Annotated in this window: 15 protein-coding genes; 2 read left to right on the top strand and 13 right to left on the bottom strand. The window is 37.5% G+C overall.

Annotation, left to right across the window (positions count from 1 at the left end):
- Positions 1 to 124 precede the first annotated feature (124 nt).
- The gene (locus DLD54_RS03795; protein ID WP_109918285.1) at positions 125 to 6,481 is read right to left on the bottom strand and encodes an SLAP domain-containing protein; all 6,357 of its coding nucleotides are present in this window, start codon (positions 6,479 to 6,481) and stop codon (positions 125 to 127) included.
- A gap of 29 nt (positions 6,482 to 6,510) precedes the next feature.
- On the bottom strand, positions 6,511 to 9,900 hold the full coding sequence (locus tag DLD54_RS03790; RefSeq protein WP_158593318.1) for a YSIRK-type signal peptide-containing protein: 3,390 nt from the start codon (positions 9,898 to 9,900) through the stop codon (positions 6,511 to 6,513).
- Between the two features lie 967 nt (positions 9,901 to 10,867).
- Here DLD54_RS03790 and DLD54_RS03785 point away from each other — a divergent pair.
- Together DLD54_RS03785 and DLD54_RS03780 are read left to right on the top strand one after the other, a co-directional pair.
- On the top strand, positions 10,868 to 11,149 hold the full coding sequence (locus tag DLD54_RS03785; protein ID WP_109919001.1) for a hypothetical protein: 282 nt from the start codon (positions 10,868 to 10,870) through the stop codon (positions 11,147 to 11,149).
- 44 nt (positions 11,150 to 11,193) lie between these two features.
- Positions 11,194 to 11,649, top strand: a complete 456-nt coding sequence (locus DLD54_RS03780; RefSeq protein ID WP_109918283.1) for a universal stress protein — start codon at positions 11,194 to 11,196, stop codon at positions 11,647 to 11,649.
- 50 nt (positions 11,650 to 11,699) lie between these two features.
- Here the strand turns inward: DLD54_RS03780 and DLD54_RS03775 are convergent, their stop codons facing one another.
- The 11 genes from DLD54_RS03775 to atpF all read right to left on the bottom strand — a co-directional run bounded on the left by DLD54_RS03775 (position 11,700) and on the right by atpF (position 20,302).
- Positions 11,700 to 12,893, bottom strand: a complete 1,194-nt coding sequence (locus DLD54_RS03775) for an FtsW/RodA/SpoVE family cell cycle protein (protein ID WP_109918282.1) — start codon at positions 12,891 to 12,893, stop codon at positions 11,700 to 11,702.
- 16 nt (positions 12,894 to 12,909) lie between these two features.
- Positions 12,910 to 13,137 (bottom strand): DUF2969 domain-containing protein, encoded by a 228-nt coding sequence (locus tag DLD54_RS03770; RefSeq protein WP_046327018.1) that lies wholly within the window; start codon positions 13,135 to 13,137, stop codon positions 12,910 to 12,912.
- 8 nt (positions 13,138 to 13,145) lie between these two features.
- Positions 13,146 to 13,439, bottom strand: a complete 294-nt coding sequence (yidD, locus tag DLD54_RS03765) for a membrane protein insertion efficiency factor YidD (protein WP_046327017.1) — start codon at positions 13,437 to 13,439, stop codon at positions 13,146 to 13,148.
- A 16-nt stretch (positions 13,440 to 13,455) separates the two neighbouring features.
- Positions 13,456 to 14,445, bottom strand: a complete 990-nt coding sequence (gene mreB, locus DLD54_RS03760; protein WP_038522248.1) for a rod shape-determining protein — start codon at positions 14,443 to 14,445, stop codon at positions 13,456 to 13,458.
- A gap of 81 nt (positions 14,446 to 14,526) precedes the next feature.
- Positions 14,527 to 14,757: a DUF1146 family protein gene (locus DLD54_RS03755; RefSeq protein ID WP_046327016.1), complete on the bottom strand. Its 231-nt coding sequence runs from the start codon at positions 14,755 to 14,757 to the stop codon at positions 14,527 to 14,529.
- 73 nt (positions 14,758 to 14,830) lie between these two features.
- Positions 14,831 to 15,268, bottom strand: a complete 438-nt coding sequence (locus DLD54_RS03750) for a F0F1 ATP synthase subunit epsilon (RefSeq protein WP_038522241.1) — start codon at positions 15,266 to 15,268, stop codon at positions 14,831 to 14,833.
- Between the two features lie 11 nt (positions 15,269 to 15,279).
- Entirely contained in the window at positions 15,280 to 16,719 is a 1,440-nt protein-coding gene (gene atpD, locus DLD54_RS03745; protein ID WP_038522239.1) for a F0F1 ATP synthase subunit beta, read from the bottom strand.
- A gap of 22 nt (positions 16,720 to 16,741) precedes the next feature.
- Positions 16,742 to 17,704, bottom strand: coding sequence for a F0F1 ATP synthase subunit gamma (locus DLD54_RS03740; RefSeq protein ID WP_109918281.1), 963 nt, complete (start codon positions 17,702 to 17,704; stop codon positions 16,742 to 16,744).
- 11 nt (positions 17,705 to 17,715) lie between these two features.
- Entirely contained in the window at positions 17,716 to 19,227 is a 1,512-nt protein-coding gene (gene atpA, locus DLD54_RS03735) for a F0F1 ATP synthase subunit alpha (RefSeq protein WP_109918280.1), read from the bottom strand.
- Between the two features lie 14 nt (positions 19,228 to 19,241).
- On the bottom strand, positions 19,242 to 19,790 hold the full coding sequence (atpH, locus tag DLD54_RS03730) for an ATP synthase F1 subunit delta (protein ID WP_109918279.1): 549 nt from the start codon (positions 19,788 to 19,790) through the stop codon (positions 19,242 to 19,244).
- Positions 19,790 to 20,302, bottom strand: coding sequence for a F0F1 ATP synthase subunit B (gene atpF, locus DLD54_RS03725; protein ID WP_038522228.1), 513 nt, complete (start codon positions 20,300 to 20,302; stop codon positions 19,790 to 19,792). Before atpF ends, atpH begins: the two co-directional genes overlap by 1 nt.
- Between the last annotated feature and the right edge of the window lie 24 nt (positions 20,303 to 20,326).

Raw genomic sequence — 20,326 nt, 5'->3', positions numbered from 1 at the left:
AATAAATAATATATAAAATTATATTTATATAGTATTTATTTATAAAAATGAAAAAAATGAAAAAAAAAGTGCCACGAATTGTTATAATTAACAATTCGTGGCACTTTATTTAAACTATTTCAATTTAAAAGTTAGCTTTTTTAACAAAACGTCCTTTTGAAATAATGAAATATCTCTTGCCGTTTATCTTGACTGAATTACCATAAGTCTTAACTGACTTACGTTTCTTCAGCACTTTCTTGTTTGCACGATGACCGTATTGGTTGTATACATAGGCATTGTGCTTTAACTTCAACTTCTTAGCATCAATATTGCCGGCTGCAATAAACATACCATCTGGAAGTTCGTAACAAACCTTGCCGTTAACTGTCTTCTTACCAACAGTTTCAACTTTGGAACCTGTCTGGAAGATCAACTTATTAGCACGAGTACCATTTTGATCATACAGGTAAGCATTATGCATTAAAGTCTTTTCAACAATAGTTTTTGGTTTTTCAGCAACCGCACTGGTTGGAACTACTTCAACTTTGGCTGTGCTTACAGTAACAACTCCTTTAGCAAAGTTGGCAGCTTTAACGAAGCGGTTCTTGTCAATGATGAAGTACTTCTTGCCACGAATCTTGACAGCATTACCGAAGGTCTTAATCAACTTGCCCTTCTTGAATACGCCAGTATTCTTTACCCGTTTGCCAAATTGATTGTAAATATATGCGTTATGCTTCAGTTTCCGAGTAGCCGCTACAACATTACCAGCAGCAACATAATATTTCTTGTTGTTAGCACCCTTATCTACAAGAAGGTAGTAATCCTTGCCGTTGATGGTCTTAGTGCCGTAAGTAGTCAAGACTGAGCCAACTCCAAGCGTTACTTTATTAGCACGTTTACCAGTTTCATCATAAAGATATGCGTTGTGCATCAAAGTTACATCTGTAGCATTGCTCAAATCAACATTGGTTCCGTTAGGTTTATCCTTGTCAGAAGTGTTAGTAGTAGTCGGCTTCTTAGCAGGATTTGCTGGTTGAATAGGAGCAACAACTCCGCCACCACCGTTATTGTCATTGCTGTTATTACCATGCAAAATATTATCAATTGTAGCTGGGTCAGAGCAATCTTGATGGATTTGGTGGATACCATTATCACGAATATTATCAATATCAGTTACTTTGTCAGCTTTATCGATCTTATCCTTGGCATCTTTAGCATCTTTATCAATCTGCTCATTAATCTTATTCTTATCTGCATCAGTGTAATCGGTACCGTCTTCATGTTTCAGATGGTTGACTTTATCTTTAGCAATATCAGCTGCATCGTCAATTGCGCCTTTAGAAATTTCCTTATCAGCATTGGTCTTATCAGAGTTGATACCTTCATCAGTTGTACTATGAACTTGTTTGTTCTTTTCATAAGCATCATCTGTCTTAGGCGTCTTGCTGTCATCACCAAACTCATTGTGAATGGTATCAATCGCATCACTATGATTCTGGGAGATTTGATTGTTGGCATCAACAACATCTTGAGATTGGTCTTGGTCCCCAACACCGAAGTCGTTTTCAATGGTGGTAATATCGCTTTGAGCATCGTGGGTAATCTGATCAATCTTGTCCTTGTTAGTTGACGCGTTACCCACAGAAGAATCGATCTGGTTAAGCTTGTCCTTAGTGTCTTCAACAATTTTATCAACGTCACCTTTTAGACGGTCTTTAGCTGGATCATTTAAATCACTATCATCAATATCACTCTCAGCCTTATTAGCATCTGCCTTAACTTGTTCAAGAGCCTTCAACTTGTTAAGTGAAGTCATACCCTTGTCGTAAGCTGAACTGGCGTCTTTAATGTTCTTAGCATCTTTAATTGCTGCAATAGCATTATTAATATCGTCGAGGTAACCTTTGTAATCAAGGTAATCAGAGTCATCAGGGTTAGGCTTGTCTTTTAATTTATCAAAACCATCCTGTAAACCAGCTACACCATCTGTACCTGACAAAGCATTATTTTCTTCGTCATTGAACCATTCATTCTTTTCATCAGAAGAAGTAGGTTTGTTCCAGATAGCATCGATTGCTTTACCAATCTCGTCCTTATTAGTTGGAACTTCCTTAATGTTAGTCTTAGCATCAATAGCAGACTTTTCGGTATTAAAGGCATCGTCGATTGCTTTATTGGCTTTTTGCTTTTGATCAGCAGTTAATTGTGAACCGTTAATAACGTCATGCGCTTGAGCACGTTTATCATTAAGTATGGTTTCAGCTGTTGTCTGAGCACCCTTAAGTTTAGCATTATCGACAATATTGTTAATTCCTGGTACTTTATTACCATTATTGTCTTGATCTTCAAAGCCATTAACAGTATTGTTAATAATTGTATCAGCTTCATCTTTTACCTGTTTAGGAGTCTTAATATTACCCTTATCATCTGTGTCAGAGATATTAATAATCTGATCCTTAGCTTTATCAACGAGTTCTTGAACTTGATCCTTCAATGGCTTTTGATCAGCAGCAGACATACCTGAGTTTTCGATAGTATTATTTGCTTCTTCTTGTTTCTGCTCAAGTTTGGCAATCGCGTCATTCTTAGCCTTAACTATATCGGCTTTTTGTTGAGCAAGTTTCTTAACCTTGTCAATTCCAGCTTCACCAAAGTCAACTGTTTCGTTATTTTCAGCAACACCTTTTTCGGCATTTTGAACATTAGTTTTGGCTTTGTCAAAATCATCTTGGCTTGCACCTTTTGCTAAAGTAACAGCATTGATCTTAGAAATAGCCTTTTTCTTGGCAGCTTCAACTTGCGCCTTAAGTTCTGCGATAGTATCAGCTGGTAGACCATCCTTATTCTGATCGGTTTGAGCAAAACCATCAATTGTCTTGTCAGCAGCAGCAGCATACTGGTTGATAGCAGCAATCTGTTTGTTCTTTTCTGCGAGAAGTTCAGTTGGTAATTTTGCTAACTCAACCGCGTCTTCAGCTTTTTGTTCCGCTGTTTTTGCATCATCTACAGAAGATGCTTGGTAAATATCGCTGATTCCAGTTTGCACAGCGTCGTCAATATCAGCTTCACCTTGTGCAACATCACTTGCAGTAAGTACAGGGTTTTGATTTTCATCTGTCTTAAGATTGTTAAGATCGTCCTTAGCTGCATCGGCTTTTTGTTTCAGAGTCTTAATCTGGTCAACCTTATCGGTGTAATCATTAGTCAGACCTGTAATGGAATCAACACCTTTTTGGCCAGCAGTCTTAATGGCATTTAATGGATCATCTGCTGCATTTTGAGCATCTTTAATGTTCTTAGCTGCTTTAGCACGCTGTTTTTCGATAGCATCCTTCATTTGTTTGGCAAGTTTTTTCTGCTCTTTCTCAGTCTTGCCTACTTCTTTAGCAACCGCATCAGCTGCATCATTAGCTTTGTTAACCGCATCAGATAATTTGCCTAAAGCGGTATTAACTGCTTCGACTTTATCTATATCGGTATTAATTCCGCTTAAGGCATTATTGCCATCATTTTCGGCTGTGCCAACGGCATCTGAATCTCCTGCTTGGGAAATAGCATCGTTAGCAGCATCAACAGCACCTGATACCTTATCCTTAAGAGCTTTGGCTTGATCGTGATCTAACTTACCGTCTTTTTCATCTTTATCTATACGGTCGTTGATCTTATCGGCAGCAGTTTGAATGTTTTCTTTAGCTGCCTTCTTGTCTTTAGCTGTCTGATCAGTATCGGTACCATTATCACCGTGATTATCGATTTCTCCTTTGATATGATCCTTGCCTTTTTGTTGATCATTCTTGATCTCCTCAGGCGTTTTGGCATTATCAATCTTGTCCTTAGTATTGTCACGATCTTTGTTGATATTAATGATGATTTTATCTTTATCATCTTTACTAATAGTATTGTCTTTATTAACTTGATCAATGGCATCATCGGCAGTCTTGTCAACGTCTGCTTTTGCAACATTCTTTGCAACTTGTAGTTTAGCATCTGAGAGAGCTTTATCAATATTAGTCTTGCCAATGCCTTTATCAGTCTCAATGTCTGATTCAGCAGCGCCTTCAATTACGATATGGGCTCTATCGTGAGCAGCTTGAGCTTGATCTTTAAATTGCTTGTTTTGATCAGAAGTTAGATCAGTCAGCTTGTCAATAGCAGAGTCAATATCAGCAAGTTCTTGGGCAAGTTCAGCATTAGCCTTATCCTTTTTAGCCCAAAGAGCGTCATCAGCACTTGCATCACCAGTACCAGAATCTTTAATGTTTTTAATACTGTTAAGAGCATTATCTTTAATTTGAAGTACTGTCGAACTGGTAGTAGCAGCATTAATATCTGCAATTCCCAGTTTAGCAACTTCATCGACACCGTCTTTGTCTCTCTTGTTAGTCAACTTATCCTTAGCGGCTTGTGCAGCATCCTTAACAGCTTGAACAGCGACAACCTTAGTCATTGCTACGTTAGCTGTATCACCTGCAGTATTGATAGAATTGATGGCATCATTAGTTAAGCCACTAATAGTATCCTTATCGAAGGCTTTATCAATTGCGGCCTCAGCTTGTTCAGCAAGTGCCGGAATATCTTTGACAGCCTTATCGTATGCATCCTTAGCTTGCTTCTTTTCATCGTCAGTTAGAGTATCATATACATCCTTTAAGTTCTGTAAAGCTTTGTCTCTGGCACCATCAATTTTGGCCTTTGCTGCATCCTTGGCCTTGTCCATATCATCCTTATTTGCCTTGGCCTCAGCTTGTAAGATGCTGGTTTCACCATCTTTTTCAGCTTTATTAGCATCTTCAACTGTAAGTTGCTTGCCAACTACTACTTCAGCATCATCGCGAGCTTTTTGAATATTGGTAGTGGCTGCACCCTTGTCGGCATCTGACATAATTGAGCTGTTAATCCGGTCAATTGCTTTTTGAGCATAGTCATTTAACTTTTGCTTATCATCTGATATTGTCTTGTCTAAGCCCTTGGCCTTACCAAGAATATTCTCCATATTGGTAATCCCGGCATCACTTTGAGAATTAATCTTAGCAACAGTATTAGAAGTCGGGTCTTTAACCTTCTTGACAGCATCGTTATACGCATTTTGCAGGTCAGTCTTAATACCAGCTTTACCAGCGGTACTGATATTGCCTAAACCGTCAATAGCTGCATTATCTGTATTGAATTCATGTTGTAAATCAGTTAGAGCTTTGTCTCTAGCAGATTGCAAGTCAGCATTATTTCTAATGTCGTTTAAGTCTTCAATACCTGCATTGTGAGCTGAGTTAACGGTATTCTTATCAGCAGCGCTAACAGCTTGCTTAGCATTATTTAAAGTAGAAGAAATCTGGTCAAAGTAGTTATTCTTTTCAGTGTTAGACAAGTTAGGATCTGCTTGAATATGGTCATGCAGTGCTTGAGCTTGATCTTCCAAATCTGCGATCGCGTTATTCTTATCTGCAGCTAATTTAGCTTTGTCTTTATCTTGAGAGATGGTGTCAGCAACAGTCTTCATAGCATTGATACCAATGTTCTTGTCAGTAACAACATCTGCTGGAGTATGGTCATTAGATACAGCAGTTATTGCAGTGGTATAGGCATTGTCAATAGCATCAAGAGCCTTCTCCCAGTCATCGTCACCAAGTGTACCATCCTTATGAGCATCATTGATAACTTTCTTGTCAACACTCTTTTCCTTATTCAGTTCCTCAATTGCTTGTGCTTTAGCAGCTGTAACTTGGCCTGAAATAAGATCACCGTTGATGTTGCTTTCACCGTCTTTTTCAGCAGTATCGATATCATCTTTACTACTTGCTGAATTAATAGCATTAGTTGCTGAAGCAGCATGTTTATCAATCAAATCTTTGTAATACTGCTTGTCACTTGGGCTGAGATTACTGTCAGGAAGCTTGTCAATAGCATCCTTAGCATTTGTAGCTGCATCTTGCAATGCTTTAAGTTGAGAACTCTTCTCCTTATTAAGACCTGCTAAATCTTTGCTTGAAGCAACAACCTTAACACTATTAATCTTGTCAATTGCTGCCTGTTTATCAGCTGTGATCTTAGCAGGGTCAGTATCTTTATTGACATTGTCAACACCCTCAGTAGCATCGGCTTTAATAGTGTTAATTAATGAATTTCTATCCTCATCAGTTAAGTTAGGATATTTGGCTTTATCATTAATTTCATTAATAGCATTGTCTCTTGCTTGATTAATGGCATTGATAGCATCGTTCTTCTTACCAAGAGAGGACTTGTCTGTCAATAATTTGTTTAAAGCGTCGATACCATCTTTAGTGGCAGTATTGACATCTTCAATAGTGTTAGTCTCAGGACTATCAATCTGGTCCTCGTAGCCGGTCTTGTTGCTATTAGCTAGTAAATCCTTAGCTGCTTGCTTAGCTTTTTCAATGTCATCAGCAGTCAAGCCCTTAACTTTTTCAAGTTTACTTTCAACATCTTTTTCAGCTTGATCAAGTTGCTTCTTAGCTGCTTTCTTTAGCTCGCCTAACATTTTTTCCTTAGCAGTATTTTCAGCAACATCTATGTCAGTGGCATGATCAATATTATCAAGTTCTTTATTAAAGCTGAATCAATATCAGAATCAGGTGAAGGGATGCCTAAAGTATTTTCACCCTTTTCAGTATAGCCAGCAACTTCGGCTTTTGCAGCTGCCTTATTAATCTTGTCAGTAGCTTTTTGTTGAAGGTCTTCAATTTGGGCTTTCGTTTTACCAGGATAATAAATTGAACTGTCGCTAGTTGCAGGATTTTCTAAAGCGGCATTTTCAGCATCATCAATATTTTTAATGTATTCATTTTGTTTATCTTCAGATAAGCCTGAGAGTTTCACACGAATAATTGCATCTTGAGCAGCTTTACTAATGTTAGTTTTTGCTATTGTTTGAGTATCCTTAATAGCATTAGCAGCATCTGAAAGAGCTTTTGCTGTTTCATAAGCTTCATTAAGTGCTTTTAAAGCATTATTTTTACGTTCGTTAACTATCGGGATAGTCTTAACATCTTCTGCATAAATAGACTTTCCTTTTTGTCCAGGATTATCGATTGCTGCCTTAGCAGCTGCTATAGCATCATTCAAATCTCTTTCTTGATCATCTGTTAAGTTAAGATATTCATCAGTAATTTTATCTAACTCATCTTGAATTTCTTGTGCAGCAGTATCTTGAGCAGCTACTAACACATCTTTAATTATCGGACGATCTTTAGCCAACGGGTTATATTGAACGAAGTTAGCGTCAGGATATAATGCAATCTTATAACCCTTCGTTAGATGATCTGTTTCATCCTTTGGAATGGTTAGTTCAAAAGTACCATCCGATTTAACTTTTGCAGAAAATTCATGCTCCAAAGGCTTTAAAGACTTATTCTTAGGGTCTTTAAAAGTATCATTTGTATCTGCATATGGGTCATCTTTTTTAGAATCCCAAGTTTCCGGTTTCCAAACAGTTTCATTTCCTTTTGGATCTGTAATGATTGCCTGAACGTGAGCCTTAGTACCACCAGGAAGAAGCAGATTAAATATGCCATCACTAGTTTCTCCATCCTTTTCTTCTTTGTAATTTAGTACATGACCACTAATTGTACTGGTACCATCAGAATTATATGTTACATGAACCGTATTAGGATCTATATCCAAGAAACCACTTGGGTTGGCTGGTTTAAAAGCGATATTGTTGTATCCAGGATTAGTTGGATCAGAGAAAGCAAATTTAATAACTTGTTTGAAAATATCATCATACGATGTGCCAGCTCCCTCATTAGCTTTAGCCCATGCATCTAGCATACCTGCAACTTTATCGTATTTTTGTAATATTGCTTGGACCTGTTTATTTTTGTCTAATAAAGCTTTCTCTTTATTAGTGAATTTTCTCGTTCCATTCAGAAGTTCTAGATAAGGAACATTCATTTCAACTGAATTATTACCCGTATTTACAACTTGCAAAACATGGAAAGGAGGTAACGTAAGTTTCACATCAGGATGTGATTCATCAGGAGTTAAAACCTGACGAACGTTAGTAATAGTAATCTTATTTTGACCAACGATACTTGTACCCGCTTTGTGATTTAAATGACAATCCAAGACTAATGAAGTAGGGTTATTAACAATCAAATCACCTTTTGCATCAACCAAAGTAATTTTTCCATTTCCTGCCCCAGTTCCAGTTTTATCGTCAGTCAATCTAATATTGAATGCTCCGTTTTCAACATCAGCTTTACCTTTGATATAAACAAGGGTTCCTTCATAATCACCCATGTCATTTCCTGTAACATCTAGTTTACCATTAGGATTAATAGTGAACGAGCCACCGTCATAAATCAAGATTCTTCCTGAATAGTCACTATATGTAGCAATGTTACCATTTGTCGTAACTCCTACATATCCACCGCTTAGGATATTAAATTGATTCGTTGCATCATCTTTAATAAATATACCCGATGCTTGTTTGCAATCATAATCTCCAGTATAAGCTGAATTACCCGAAAAATCTTTTCCAACATTAATGTTTAAATTACCTTCAATTTCCACATCTTCGGAATTACCTCTCATCATAATTCCAAAAATTGTACCGGTGTGTTCAGCACCATTTCGGTCAGTGTAAAGGGTCTTATCATAATTGCCAGCAGGATTGAAAGTAACATTGGCACCCTTCTCAACAATAACTTTATTATTATTGCCATACATTTCAATCACATTGCCACCAAATGTAGTCCCAGTGAACTTGCCTCTAAAGTCAATAGTATTGTTATCTCTGGTAAATTCAAGTAATTGCTGATCTTCGTCCTTATAGGTGTTATGACCACCATAAGGTAAATAAACCGTTTCAGCGGTGTTAACCCCCTCAAAAATGATTTTAGTATTAAAATGGCAGTGAACCATTTGCGTACCATGAAAATCACAATCTTTAAATGTCACAGTAGCAAAATGTTGATCATCTGGATGGTATCGATCGGTCATAATTACACCCCAATAATCTGCACTCCACAGTTCGAGGTTTTCATAATGTAAATCGAGTTCTTCTTTACTAGCTCCATCAAGCCTTGGGTGATTTCCTATGAAATCAAGTTTGTACCTGTGATTGCTATTAGGATCGGATTTAATTGTCAATTTCCTGCCTTCAAATTGCAAACCGTTTCGTGAAGCACCATCTGGCGCTTCAATATCATTCATAATATCAATTTCATCAATAACAGTGCCTTTTGGAATGTATGGGGTGTTCAATTCTAACGCATTGACGAATTGATTCCAAGTCCTAACTTTGGCGACAGTACCGATAATTTCAGGTGTATTATCATCAACTTTTGTCTGAACTGCTTTTCCATCTAATCCTGTTTTATCAGCAGTTGTGGTATCTTCATCAGAAACAGTAGTATCCTTATCTGAATTAGTACCACCAGTCACATCAGCCGGCAATTTACTGCTATCAGAATTTTGATCATCTGAATCAGTTATGGCAGTTGGAGTTTTATCAGTAGTGGTATCTTGATTAACTTCATCTGAACCTGTTGCTGGAGTAGTTGTACTATTGCCAGTTGAATCTGGAGTTTCCTGCTTATCCTTATCAGTTTTATCTTTAGCAGTAGTATCAGTCTTGTCCTTAGAACTGGTATCTTTTACTTCATCAGTCTTTGAGCTTTTTAAGAATGAACTCAAACCTGAAAAAGTTGACAAGTCCGTTTCATTCTTCTTTTTAGACGCAGCAGCGTCTGCCTTGGTTTTATCCTTAGTACCTGTTTCCTTAGTTTCAGTATTAGAGTTATCCCTGTTCGACTCCTCTGTGACATTTTGTGATGGATCTATAGTATCAGCTTTTACGCTTTGGCTATTCAAACCAAAGAAAGTAAAACCCAGCAAAACAGAAGCAGCACCAATACTCAATTTACGAATTGAGAAGTGGTCCTGCTTGTCCTGCATCTCCATCTTCCTTAGTCTCTCATTATAATTATTTTTTCCTAGCATATTTATCCTTCCTAAAAAAGTATGTATGTTTAGTATGTTCGAATACTATTCTAGAATAGTCAAATATTAATGTCAATATAATATCTATAACTAATGTTGTATTTATAAATAACTACACAATTTAAGTTGATAAATTTTAAAAAAGAAAAAAAGATATATTTGCTAAATATTTTATTAAGCTCTTAATTTTTCTGCTAAAAATAACATAATAAAGAGCATTAAAATTGACTTTTAAATATTTATCTGGAATAATTTTCTGATAAATATAATATAATAATTTTTAAAACTATTTGTATTATAATTACTAAAAACATTAAATTATGCTTTATTTTTAAAACTTTTTAGTGATATTAGTAGGGGTTTCGAAAGAATAAAAATTAAGTAGATTTCATAACAAACCAAAAAATTTAAAATAAATCTATACTTTCATACTCAAACATATTCATAAAAATTTAATAACTTGTTTTATTTTTATCTTTAAGAAAACTAATAATAAAAAACGCGCTTCATACCGATTTTTTTAAAATCTATTTTGCTATTAAAAAATAAATACAAACTATAAAATAATAAATTAGTACCATAATTGTATGAGAAAAAATTATTTTTTATCATAAGGAGTTTGGATATTTGAAAGCTCTATCTTGACAAATGAAGTCATGCTTAGTAGTATAATAATTGATCTGAGTTGATCGACTAGCTTAATTGTATAAGGTTGACCGGTCAAACATAAGACATGCGAGATAGTAAATAACTTTCGAATCGGAATACTATCTTTTGCGATAGGATCCATATTCGTTGCGCTACTTCTCATTTTTTGAACACTGCGGGTTCAACAAGCATTGTTTTGCTATGTTTCGACGACTCGGATTTCTTGAGAATTTTAGGAAACGGTCTGTTGACCGTTTTTTTTATTGGAGTTTTTATGATTATCAAAGTTGCTATCATAATTTATTTAGCTGTGTTGCTTTTAACTGCCTATTATCTCTGGCATAATCGCAAGACTCACTTTCTAATATATAACAGCAAGAATATTGCTAATTTCAGTTCAATTATGACTGGAACTGCTATCCTACTGGTTATCGAAAGTCTGATAGGAATATTTCTGGCTTTCCAGTCTAACGAATATCTTAACCTCATTACCTTGGCACTTAGTACAATTACTATTTTAATTTTTAGCCTTTTACTTAATCAAAAGGATGATTAATTGGACTAAAATTTGGTAAAATAGTGGTAAGAGAGGTGTTTTTAATGATGAAACAATATCACCGTATTCAAGTTGCAGTTGATGGCTCAAAAGAAGCCGATTTAGCTTTCAAAAAAGCTATCGCTGCTGCTAAGCGAAACGAAGCTGCTTTGGAAATTTTACATGTCATTGATACTAGATCTTTTCAAAACGTGTCTAGTTTTGATTCCGAGATGGTAGAACAAGTGTCTAATGATGCTAAAGAAAAACTGCAGAACTACTACAATAAAGCTACAGAAGCTGGGGTTAAGGAAGTTCATTACTCAATTGAATTTGGCTCTCCCAAAGCAATTATTGCCCATCAGTTTCCGCAAAAGCACCAAATTGATTTAATTGTGTTAGGAGCAACGGGACTTAATGCCGTTGAACGAATATTGATCGGCAGTGTAACTGAGTATGTAACCAGAACAGCAGATTGTGACGTTTTGGTTTGCCGTTCAAATAAAAATCTAACTAAGTAAAAAAGAGCATTTCATCTCTGAAATGCTCTTTTTGTGTGTTATTAAAATTTTTAAAAGTCTCCTGCCCGGCTGAACATGTAGTCTTTATTATGAAACTTCATGGACAAAATCATCCCAATACCAATCATATTACCAATTAAGGCTGATCCACCCTGGGAAATAAATGGTAATGGAATACCGGTCAATGGCAAAAGGTCAATACTCATACCGATATTTTCAAAAACATGGAAAAGGATCATCATAATTACGCCGGTCGACACATAAGAATAAAATGCGTTCTTAGTATCAAATGTTATCCGGACCATTTGGACTATCAAGTATAGATAAAGCAAAATAACTGCTACACTACCAACAAAACCAAATGATTCACCAATTACTGAATAAACCATATCTGAGCCACGAACTGGTACGTAAACACTTAGATTTCCAAAGCCATTACCAAAAATCTGTCCTGATCCAATCGCTTGCATACTCTGCCACAATTGATATGCTGCTTTAGACGTGTCCGTAGATGGATTCAGCCATGACATGATACGAGCAAATTGGTACGGTTGAAAAGAATGACTTAGAATAACTTGACCGCCTGGTGTAGTGACCATAAAAATCACTATTGCACCCATAATTGCAACTACTATAAACATTGGTGTTATTATCTTCCAAGATATTCCTGAAACAATAATTACCCCACCAACTATAGCGAAAAAGACAAGCATCGTGCCGAAATCATTTTGCAATTTTAAAAGTACGGCAATTGGTAGCAACCAAGCAAGCATTTTCCCAATTAAAATCCAATCGTTTTTAATGGTATGAGTAAACTTGTCATTATGTTCACGGACAACCCGCGCAAGCATCAAGATAAACGCCGGTTTCATGACCTCTGACGGCTGAAAAGAAATTGGTCCTAGCTTAAACCAGCTTTTGGCGCCGGCATCTGCAGCTATACTGCGATTGTAAAAGAACAAAACCGCAATCAAAAGTACTATTCCTAATCCGTATACATAAGGTGCAATCCGGTATAGCTGTTCAGCATCAAATTGAATAACAAAAATCACTATGGCAAATGAAATAATATACCAGAGAGCCTGCATTGCCACAGCTCTTACTGGGCTGCCCATGTGACTGGGATCATCAATTGCCGCAAAATAAATGGAATACAGGCCCACTGCCGCTAAAAGCAGCACGGGGACCACAATATTCCATGCGATGCGATCAAAAAGATTGGTTTTATTTTGTACTTTGACCATTAACTATCACAACCTATTATTTTTCATGCAAAGCAAAGTATGAGAGCAAGTCATTAATAATGCTTTCTAAACTTTTAGCATACAAGATACTATTGGTTTTCCCAGTCGTCGCACGGTATCGTCCGCTTAACTTTTCAATTACACCAATAGATTTTTTCTGGGGAATAACTACTTCCCATGTTGGGTTTTCCTTGCCTTTGACTTCGTTAATTTCAACATTAATATTTTCAGGTTTTTTTGACATAAATTCTCCTACTTCATATTTGGATGAAATTTCTTTGCAATAATTTCATCTTCATATCTTTCTGGATGAGGATTACGAAATATAGTAAATTTATCTGGTACCGGATCAACACCGCCGCGCACAAAAGGATTGCACCGTAAAATCCGAGCAATACCCATAATTAGTCCTAAAATAGGACCAAACTTAGTTAAAGCGTCAACCATATAAGTTGAGCAAGTCGGATAATAACGGCACGATTTTGGCAAAGCCGGAGAAATAAATTTCTGGTAGATTTTAACTAAATAAATTAAAATTTTTCGCAAACCGGGCCTCCAAAAACTAGTGGCGCTGATGTTTTTCGATATTCTTGAGCAAAATTCCAGTTCCCAGCGCTACAGCTTCAAGTGGATGATCAGCCGTTAACACAGGCACCTTGAGGTAATAAGAAATTAGCTTATCAATATTCTTAAGCAATGCTCCACCACCAGTCAGCATAATTCCTCTGTCGATGATATCAGCGGAGAGCTCAGGCGGAGTTTTTTCTAAAACTTCTTTGGTAGCTGCAATAATAGTCATTAAGCCATCGTGTAGTGCCTCTTGAATTTCAGGAGCAGACACCGTTGCTTGTTTAGGCAAACCATCAACTACATCACGACCACGTACTGTAATAGTTTCGTTTTTATCTGGTTCAAAAGCACTACCAATTTCAATTTTAATTTGTTCAGCTGTGCGAGAACCTATCAGTAAATTATGTTTGTTCTTAATGTAAGAAACAACTGCCTGGTTCATATGATCACCGGCATAGCGCAGTGATTGACTCGTAACTATCTCACCCATTGATAAAACAGCAATATCGGTAGTACCACCACCAATATCGATTACGATGTTACCTTGAGGTTTGAAAATATCAAGGCCCGCACCAACAGCAGCAACTTTAGGCTCAAAATCAAGGTAGACTTTGCCTCCACCAGACTTTTCAGCAGCCTGAATAATTGCTTTCTGTTCAATTGATGTTACTCCTGTAGGAGCACAAATTAAAATATTTGGCTTGGACATAAAGCCTTTAACGTTTAATTTTTCAATAAAGTAGGACAGCATTGCCTCAGTGATATCAAAATCTGCTATCACGCCATTTTTTAAAGGACGAATTACTCTGATGTTACCAGGAGTCCGCCCTACCATCTTATAAGCTTCTGTTCCTACGGCTACCACTTTATTTGTACTTGTATTAACAGCAACAACTGAAGGCTCATTTAAAACAATTCCCTTACCGGAAACGTTAATAAGCACATTAGCTGTTCCTAAATCTATTCCTATATCTCGTGCCACGATAATCCTCCATCATATTCAATGTATATTTTACCATAAAGATTTTAAGTTTGTGGGCGACTTTACCCGCTTTACCAAGTCTTAAAAGAAATTGCTCAGTTGCATAGAAGTGTCAATTAAGGTAATGAAGAAATTACCTACCAGAAAGCCTAAGGCAATAGCCGCAAAAATTAGAAACAGCTGGGCTTCAAATACTTTATTCTTACGAATTATGTTTTCAATACGTACGCTTTTCATGATTTGAAACGACAAGCCAATCGTAATTAAATAAATTATTATACTAATTAAGGCATGAACGCCAAGTTGAAACATATTTTTTCTCACTTTTCTTAAGTCACAATAAAAGCGGACACACAAAGTAGTGCATCCGCTTAAAACTTTAATTCTATTTGTCTGAGTTGTAAACACTTATTCTGTTTACTGCCCTTCTTAATGCAACTTGTGCCCTTTCAAGAGACTTCTGGTCATGCTCTGCTTGAGCCTTCTTCAAGGCATTTTGAGCACGTTCCCTAGCAGCCTTGGCTCGAGACACATCAATATTACCGGCACGTTCTGCGCTATCAGCAATAATTGTAGCTACATTATTGGAAAATTCAAAGTAACCGCCACTGACTGCAATGTGGTTAACCACATTGTTCATTTCACGGCTTCTCTTAACTTTAATCTCACCAATTGCAAGTGGAGTCAAAATCGGCAAGTGATTATACATGACCGAGCGTTGACCATCTATTGCTCGCATTTCGACAATGCTGGAATGATGGGAAAAAATCAGACCATCAGGAGTTACAATATTTACCATAAAAAGTTTTTCTGGATCTGCCATTTGACATCACCTTACTTTTCTAATAATGCTTTAGCTTCTGGATCGCTAGGAGTTACACCCATTTGCTTAGCCTTCTTCAAGACATCTTCAATTGGGCCGACACTACGGAAAGCATCTTCTGGAAGATCATCTAAGTGTCCCTCCAAAATCATCTTAAAACCTTTGATGGTTTCTTTGATGGGAACATAAGAACCGGGAACCCCAGTAAACTGTTCCGCCACAAAGAAGTTTTGTGATAAGAAGAATTGAATTTTACGAGCACGGCTAACAATAACCTTTTCCTCATCAGACAACTCATCCATTCCCAAAACGGAAATGATATCTTGCAATTCATGGTAACGTTGCAAAATATGTTGTACCCGAGTAGCAACTTCATAGTGTTCTTGACCAACAATTTCAGGGTCCAAGGCACTAGAAGTGGATTGTAATGGGTCAACAGCTGGATAAATACCTTGTTCAACTAGGCTACGTTCCAAGTTGGTCGTAGCATCCAAGTGAGCAAAAGTAGTAGCTGGAGCTGGGTCAGTATAGTCATCGGCTGGCACATAAACCGCCTGAATTGAAGTAATGGAGCCCTTCTTGGTAGAAGTGATACGCTCTTGTAATTGACCCATTTCAGTGGCTAAAGTTGGCTGATAACCAACGGCACTAGGCATACGTCCCAGTAAGGCTGACACCTCGGAACCAGCTTGAGTAAACCGGAAAATGTTGTCAATAAAGAGTAAAACGTCTTGACCTTCAACATCTCTGAAGTATTCAGCTAATGTTAAGCCAGTTAAAGCTACACGCATTCTGGCACCAGGCGGTTCATTCATTTGACCGAAAACCATGGCGGTTTTACTTAAAACACCAGATGCTTTCATTTCAAAGTAAAGATCATTACCTTCACGTGTTCTTTCACCAACACCGGTAAAGACTGAAATACCACCATGTTCTTGGGCAATATTATGAATTAATTCTTGAATAATCGTAGTTTTACCAACACCGGCACCACCGAATAATCCAACTTTACCACCACGAACATACGGTTCAAGCAGGTCAATAACCTTAATACCTGTTTCCAAAATTTCCTGACTAGTAGTCAGTTCATCGTACTTCGGGGCATTTTTATGAATACTTTCACGCGCATGATCTTTTTCAAATTTAGGACCGTTATCAATTGGTTCACCTAAAACATTAAAGACGCGCCCCAAAGTATCATTACCAACAGGTACAGAAATTGGACCACCGGTATCTTCAACCTTCATGCCGCGCTTAAGACCATTGGTAGATTCCATGGCTATTGTTCTTAAAACGCCGTCGCCAAGCTCCAGCGTAACTTCAAGGACAATAGATTCATCATCCGATTTGATAACACGCAAAGCATTGTCGATATCAGGCAGATTTTTGTCAAGCGGAAATTTAACATCGACAACAGGGCCGATTACTTGAACAACTTCACCTTCACTCAAAACATCTACCTCCTTTTCTTAATTATTTCAAAGCATTAGCACCACTGACAATTTCAGTAATTTCAGTAGTGATTTCTGCTTGTCTTGCACGGTTTAATTTAGTAGTTAAACTCGAAACCAAATCGTCAACATTATCCGTAGCACTCTGCATCGCAGTCATTGAACTGGCGTGTTCAGCAGTCTTGGCATCCAGAATTGCGCCGTAAATAGTTGAACGGGCATATTGAGGAATTAATGTAGTTAAGACAGCATTAACGTTTGGCTCGATATCGTATTCTAAATCTTTATGTGCTTCAGCTTCTTTGACACCAATATCAATATCGACAATTGGCAACATTTTTTCAACCCGAAATGCAGATGACAAAGAGTTAATATGGTGAGTATAACAAACATATAACTCATCATATACTCCATTCAAATACATTTTGATCGCAGTTGAAACAATTGGTAAAACTTCATCAAAGGTCGGCACGTCACTAATATTGTCATTTTCATAGACAACATTCAGATTATTTTTCTTGAAAAAGTCAGCCCCAACAGACCCTACAGCCAGAACTTTGATATCTTTATGTTCAGCGCGAGAGTCTTCAAATAATCCCATCATGTTTTTGATGACAGCACTATTATAGGAACCAACTAAACCACGGTCACCAGTGATGACCAAATAACCTGTGGAATTAACCTTTTTCCGTGCTTGAACCATATCGGAAACAATACCTAAGCCAAAAACATTTTCGTAATCGATTTTGCTAATGCTCTCATTGTCAATCGCTACATTTGCTTTATGCAAGTGGTTTACAACCTCGGCACTCATTAAACGCGATAAAGTTTGCCGCACATGATTATTATAAATCGTGTAGCCTTTATCCCGCTTTTCCGTTTGGTTCAACTTTGACGCGGAAACCATTCTCATGGCTTCAGTGATTTTACCAGTTTGCTTAACTGAAGCAATTTTTCTCTTCAACGCAAGTAAAGATGCAGGCATAAAGCTACCTCCTATTTATTACTTGGTGAAAAACTATCCGCAAACTTCTCAATTGCTGTTTGCAATTCTTTTTCATCCGGCAATTCACCAGTTTCACGGATATGTTTTAGCAGATCAGCATGGTTGCTGTCGAAATTGTCATATAATTCTTTTTCAAACTTGGCAATGTCATCAACAGGAACTGAATCTAGATATCCATGAGTTAAAGCGTAAAGTATAACAACTTGCTTTTCAACTGGAATAGGTGCGTGGAGTGGCTGCTTTAATACTTCCACAACTCTGCGTCCACGGTTCAATTTTGCTTGTGTTGCCTGATCCAAGTCGCTACCGAATTGGGCAAAGCTCTCTAACTCATGGAAAGCGGCAAGGTCAGTACGCAAGGTACCAGCTACCTTCTTCATCGCTTTAATCTGAGCACTACCACCAACACGGGAAACTGAGTTACCCGCATCAATGGCTGGACGAGTTCCCGCAAAGAATAAGTCGCTTTGCAAGAAAATTTGTCCGTCGGTAATTGAAATCACGTTGGTTGGAATATAAGCTGAGATATCTCCCGCTTCGGTCTGAATAAATGGTAAGGCAGTCATAGAACCGCCACCCAATTTATCGCTCAGCTTGGCACTACGTTCAAGTAAACGTGAGTGCAAATAGAAAACATCACCAGGATAAGCTTCACGACCAGGCGGACGACGGAGAAGCAAAGAAAGTTCACGGTAAGCAACGGCTTGTTTGGACAGGTCATCAAAGACCACTAAAACATCCTTACCGTTGTACATAAATTCTTCACCCATTGCCGTACCAGCATACGGTGCTATATAAAGCATTGGTGCTGGTTCACTTGGTCCGGCTTCAACAACGATCGTATAATCCATTGCGCCAAAGCGTTTTAAAGTTTCTACTTGGGATCTGACAGTTGATTCCTTTTGACCGATAAAGACATAGATGCAGATTACACCTTGGCCCTTTTGGTTCAAAATAGTATCAATTGCCAAACTAGTCTTACCAGTTTTACGGTCACCAATAATTAATTCACGTTGACCGCGACCGATTGGGACCAAAGCATCGATAGCCTTGATACCCGTTTGCAGCGGTTGATTAACTGACTGGCGTTCCATAACACCCGGTGCCGAAGCCTCGATTGGACGAGTCTTAGACGTTTTTATTTCGCCAAGTCCATCAACCGGCTGTCCTAATGGGTTAACAACGCGACCAATTAGTGCATCACCAACCGGTACACGCATAATTTGACCGGTTCTTTTGACTTGGTCACCTTCACGAATATCATCAAAATTGCCTAGAATAATGATACCAACATCATTTGATTCAAGGTTTTGTGCTATACCATAAGAACCATTATCAAATTCCAATAGTTCGTTGGCCAAAACATTGTTCAATCCGTGAGCCCGGGCGATACCATCACCTATGTATGTTACAACTCCGACTTCATTGATGTCGAGTTTATCATCATAGTGTTCAAGCTGCTGCTTGATTAAAGAGCTAATCTCTTCTGCTTTTATGCTCAATGGTTTCACCTCTTTTAATTTTTATTAATTAACTGCGCACGAATCTTATTCAGTTTATTTTTGACTGAACCATCAATTACGCAATCACCAACTTTTAAAACTACGCCGCCGATCAGACCTTGATCAACCTCATTTTTAAGAATGACTTTTTTAAGGCCATATTTTTGGGCGTAGCCAGCACCCAATTTTTGTAATTGCTGCTCATCTAGCGCAACGGCTGAAATAGCCACGCCAATTGCAATTTTTTCTTTTTGATTGTATAGACTATTAAAACAATCAATGATTGCAGGCAGTTCCAAAAAATGGTCATAATCTAACAGTAAATTCAAAAAATTTTGAACTTCCTTAGTCAGACCTTGTGCAATCACAGAAAGTGAGTGAGCTTTTTCTGCGCTATTAAAAATTGGATCACTAAAAACTTTCAGGATCTGAGGATAGTTTGAAATGGCTTCTGCCAGTTCCTGCAAATCTGCATGAACAGCTGTTAAAGCATCCATATCCTGTGCATAATCAAATAGTGCAGTACCATAACGTGCAGCAATTTCTGCTTTACTTAAGGCCATTATTTATTCAGCCCCTTAATGAATTGATCGACTAAATCTTTTTGGTCATCAGCAGATAAATTCTTCGCAATTACTTTTTCCGCAATCGTCACAGAAATATCTGCAACTTGTGCACGAGCTTCATCTAACGCATCAGCTTTTGCTTGTGCAGCATCGGCTTTTGCCTTTTCATGAATTGAAGCAGCATTATTATTAGCCTCTGCCACAATCTGCGTACTTGTTTTTTCCGCATTTGCTTTTGCGTCAGTAAGTATTTGCGTTGCTTCTTGTCTTGAATTCTTCAAGGCAGCTTCACGCTCATTAGCCAAAACTTCGGCCTTTTTGCGATTGTCTGCAGCTGAATCAAGATCATTAATTACCTTTTGGCGTCTTTTTTCCATCATGTCGGAAACTGGTCCCCAAGCATAATGTTTAACCAAAAGAAGCAAAATTGCAAAAACAATCAGGTACCACAAAGTATTACCTAGATAAATATGACCTGCTGAGGCTGCAAATAAGTTATGAAATGTCATTTACTGCCCTTCTCTCTTTTACCT

This window comes from Lactobacillus helsingborgensis, assembly GCF_003173695.1.
Lineage (GTDB): Bacteria > Bacillota > Bacilli > Lactobacillales > Lactobacillaceae > Lactobacillus > Lactobacillus helsingborgensis.
This window is presented reverse-complemented; position numbering and strand designations above follow the sequence as displayed.

What these genes read in the sequence shown, in the direction of transcription:
- DLD54_RS03795 (WP_109918285.1), bottom strand. Translation starts at nt 6,481, where the DNA reads ATGTTAGGCGAGCTAAAGAAAGCAGCTAAGAAGCAACTTGATCAAGCT.
- DLD54_RS03790 (WP_158593318.1), bottom strand. Translation starts at nt 9,900, where the DNA reads ATGCAGGACAAGCAGGACCACTTCTCAATTCGTAAATTGAGTATTGGT.
- DLD54_RS03785 (WP_109919001.1), top strand. Translation starts at nt 10,868, where the DNA reads ATGATTATCAAAGTTGCTATCATAATTTATTTAGCTGTGTTGCTTTTA.
- DLD54_RS03780 (WP_109918283.1), top strand. Translation starts at nt 11,194, where the DNA reads ATGATGAAACAATATCACCGTATTCAAGTTGCAGTTGATGGCTCAAAA.
- DLD54_RS03775 (WP_109918282.1), bottom strand. Translation starts at nt 12,893, where the DNA reads ATGGTCAAAGTACAAAATAAAACCAATCTTTTTGATCGCATCGCATGG.
- DLD54_RS03770 (WP_046327018.1), bottom strand. Translation starts at nt 13,137, where the DNA reads ATGTCAAAAAAACCTGAAAATATTAATGTTGAAATTAACGAAGTCAAA.
- DLD54_RS03755 (WP_046327016.1), bottom strand. Translation starts at nt 14,757, where the DNA reads ATGTTTCAACTTGGCGTTCATGCCTTAATTAGTATAATAATTTATTTA.
- DLD54_RS03750 (WP_038522241.1), bottom strand. Translation starts at nt 15,268, where the DNA reads ATGGCAGATCCAGAAAAACTTTTTATGGTAAATATTGTAACTCCTGAT.
- DLD54_RS03740 (WP_109918281.1), bottom strand. Translation starts at nt 17,704, where the DNA reads ATGCCTGCATCTTTACTTGCGTTGAAGAGAAAAATTGCTTCAGTTAAG.
- atpH (WP_109918279.1), bottom strand. Translation starts at nt 19,790, where the DNA reads ATGGCCTTAAGTAAAGCAGAAATTGCTGCACGTTATGGTACTGCACTA.
- atpF (WP_038522228.1), bottom strand. Translation starts at nt 20,302, where the DNA reads ATGACATTTCATAACTTATTTGCAGCCTCAGCAGGTCATATTTATCTA.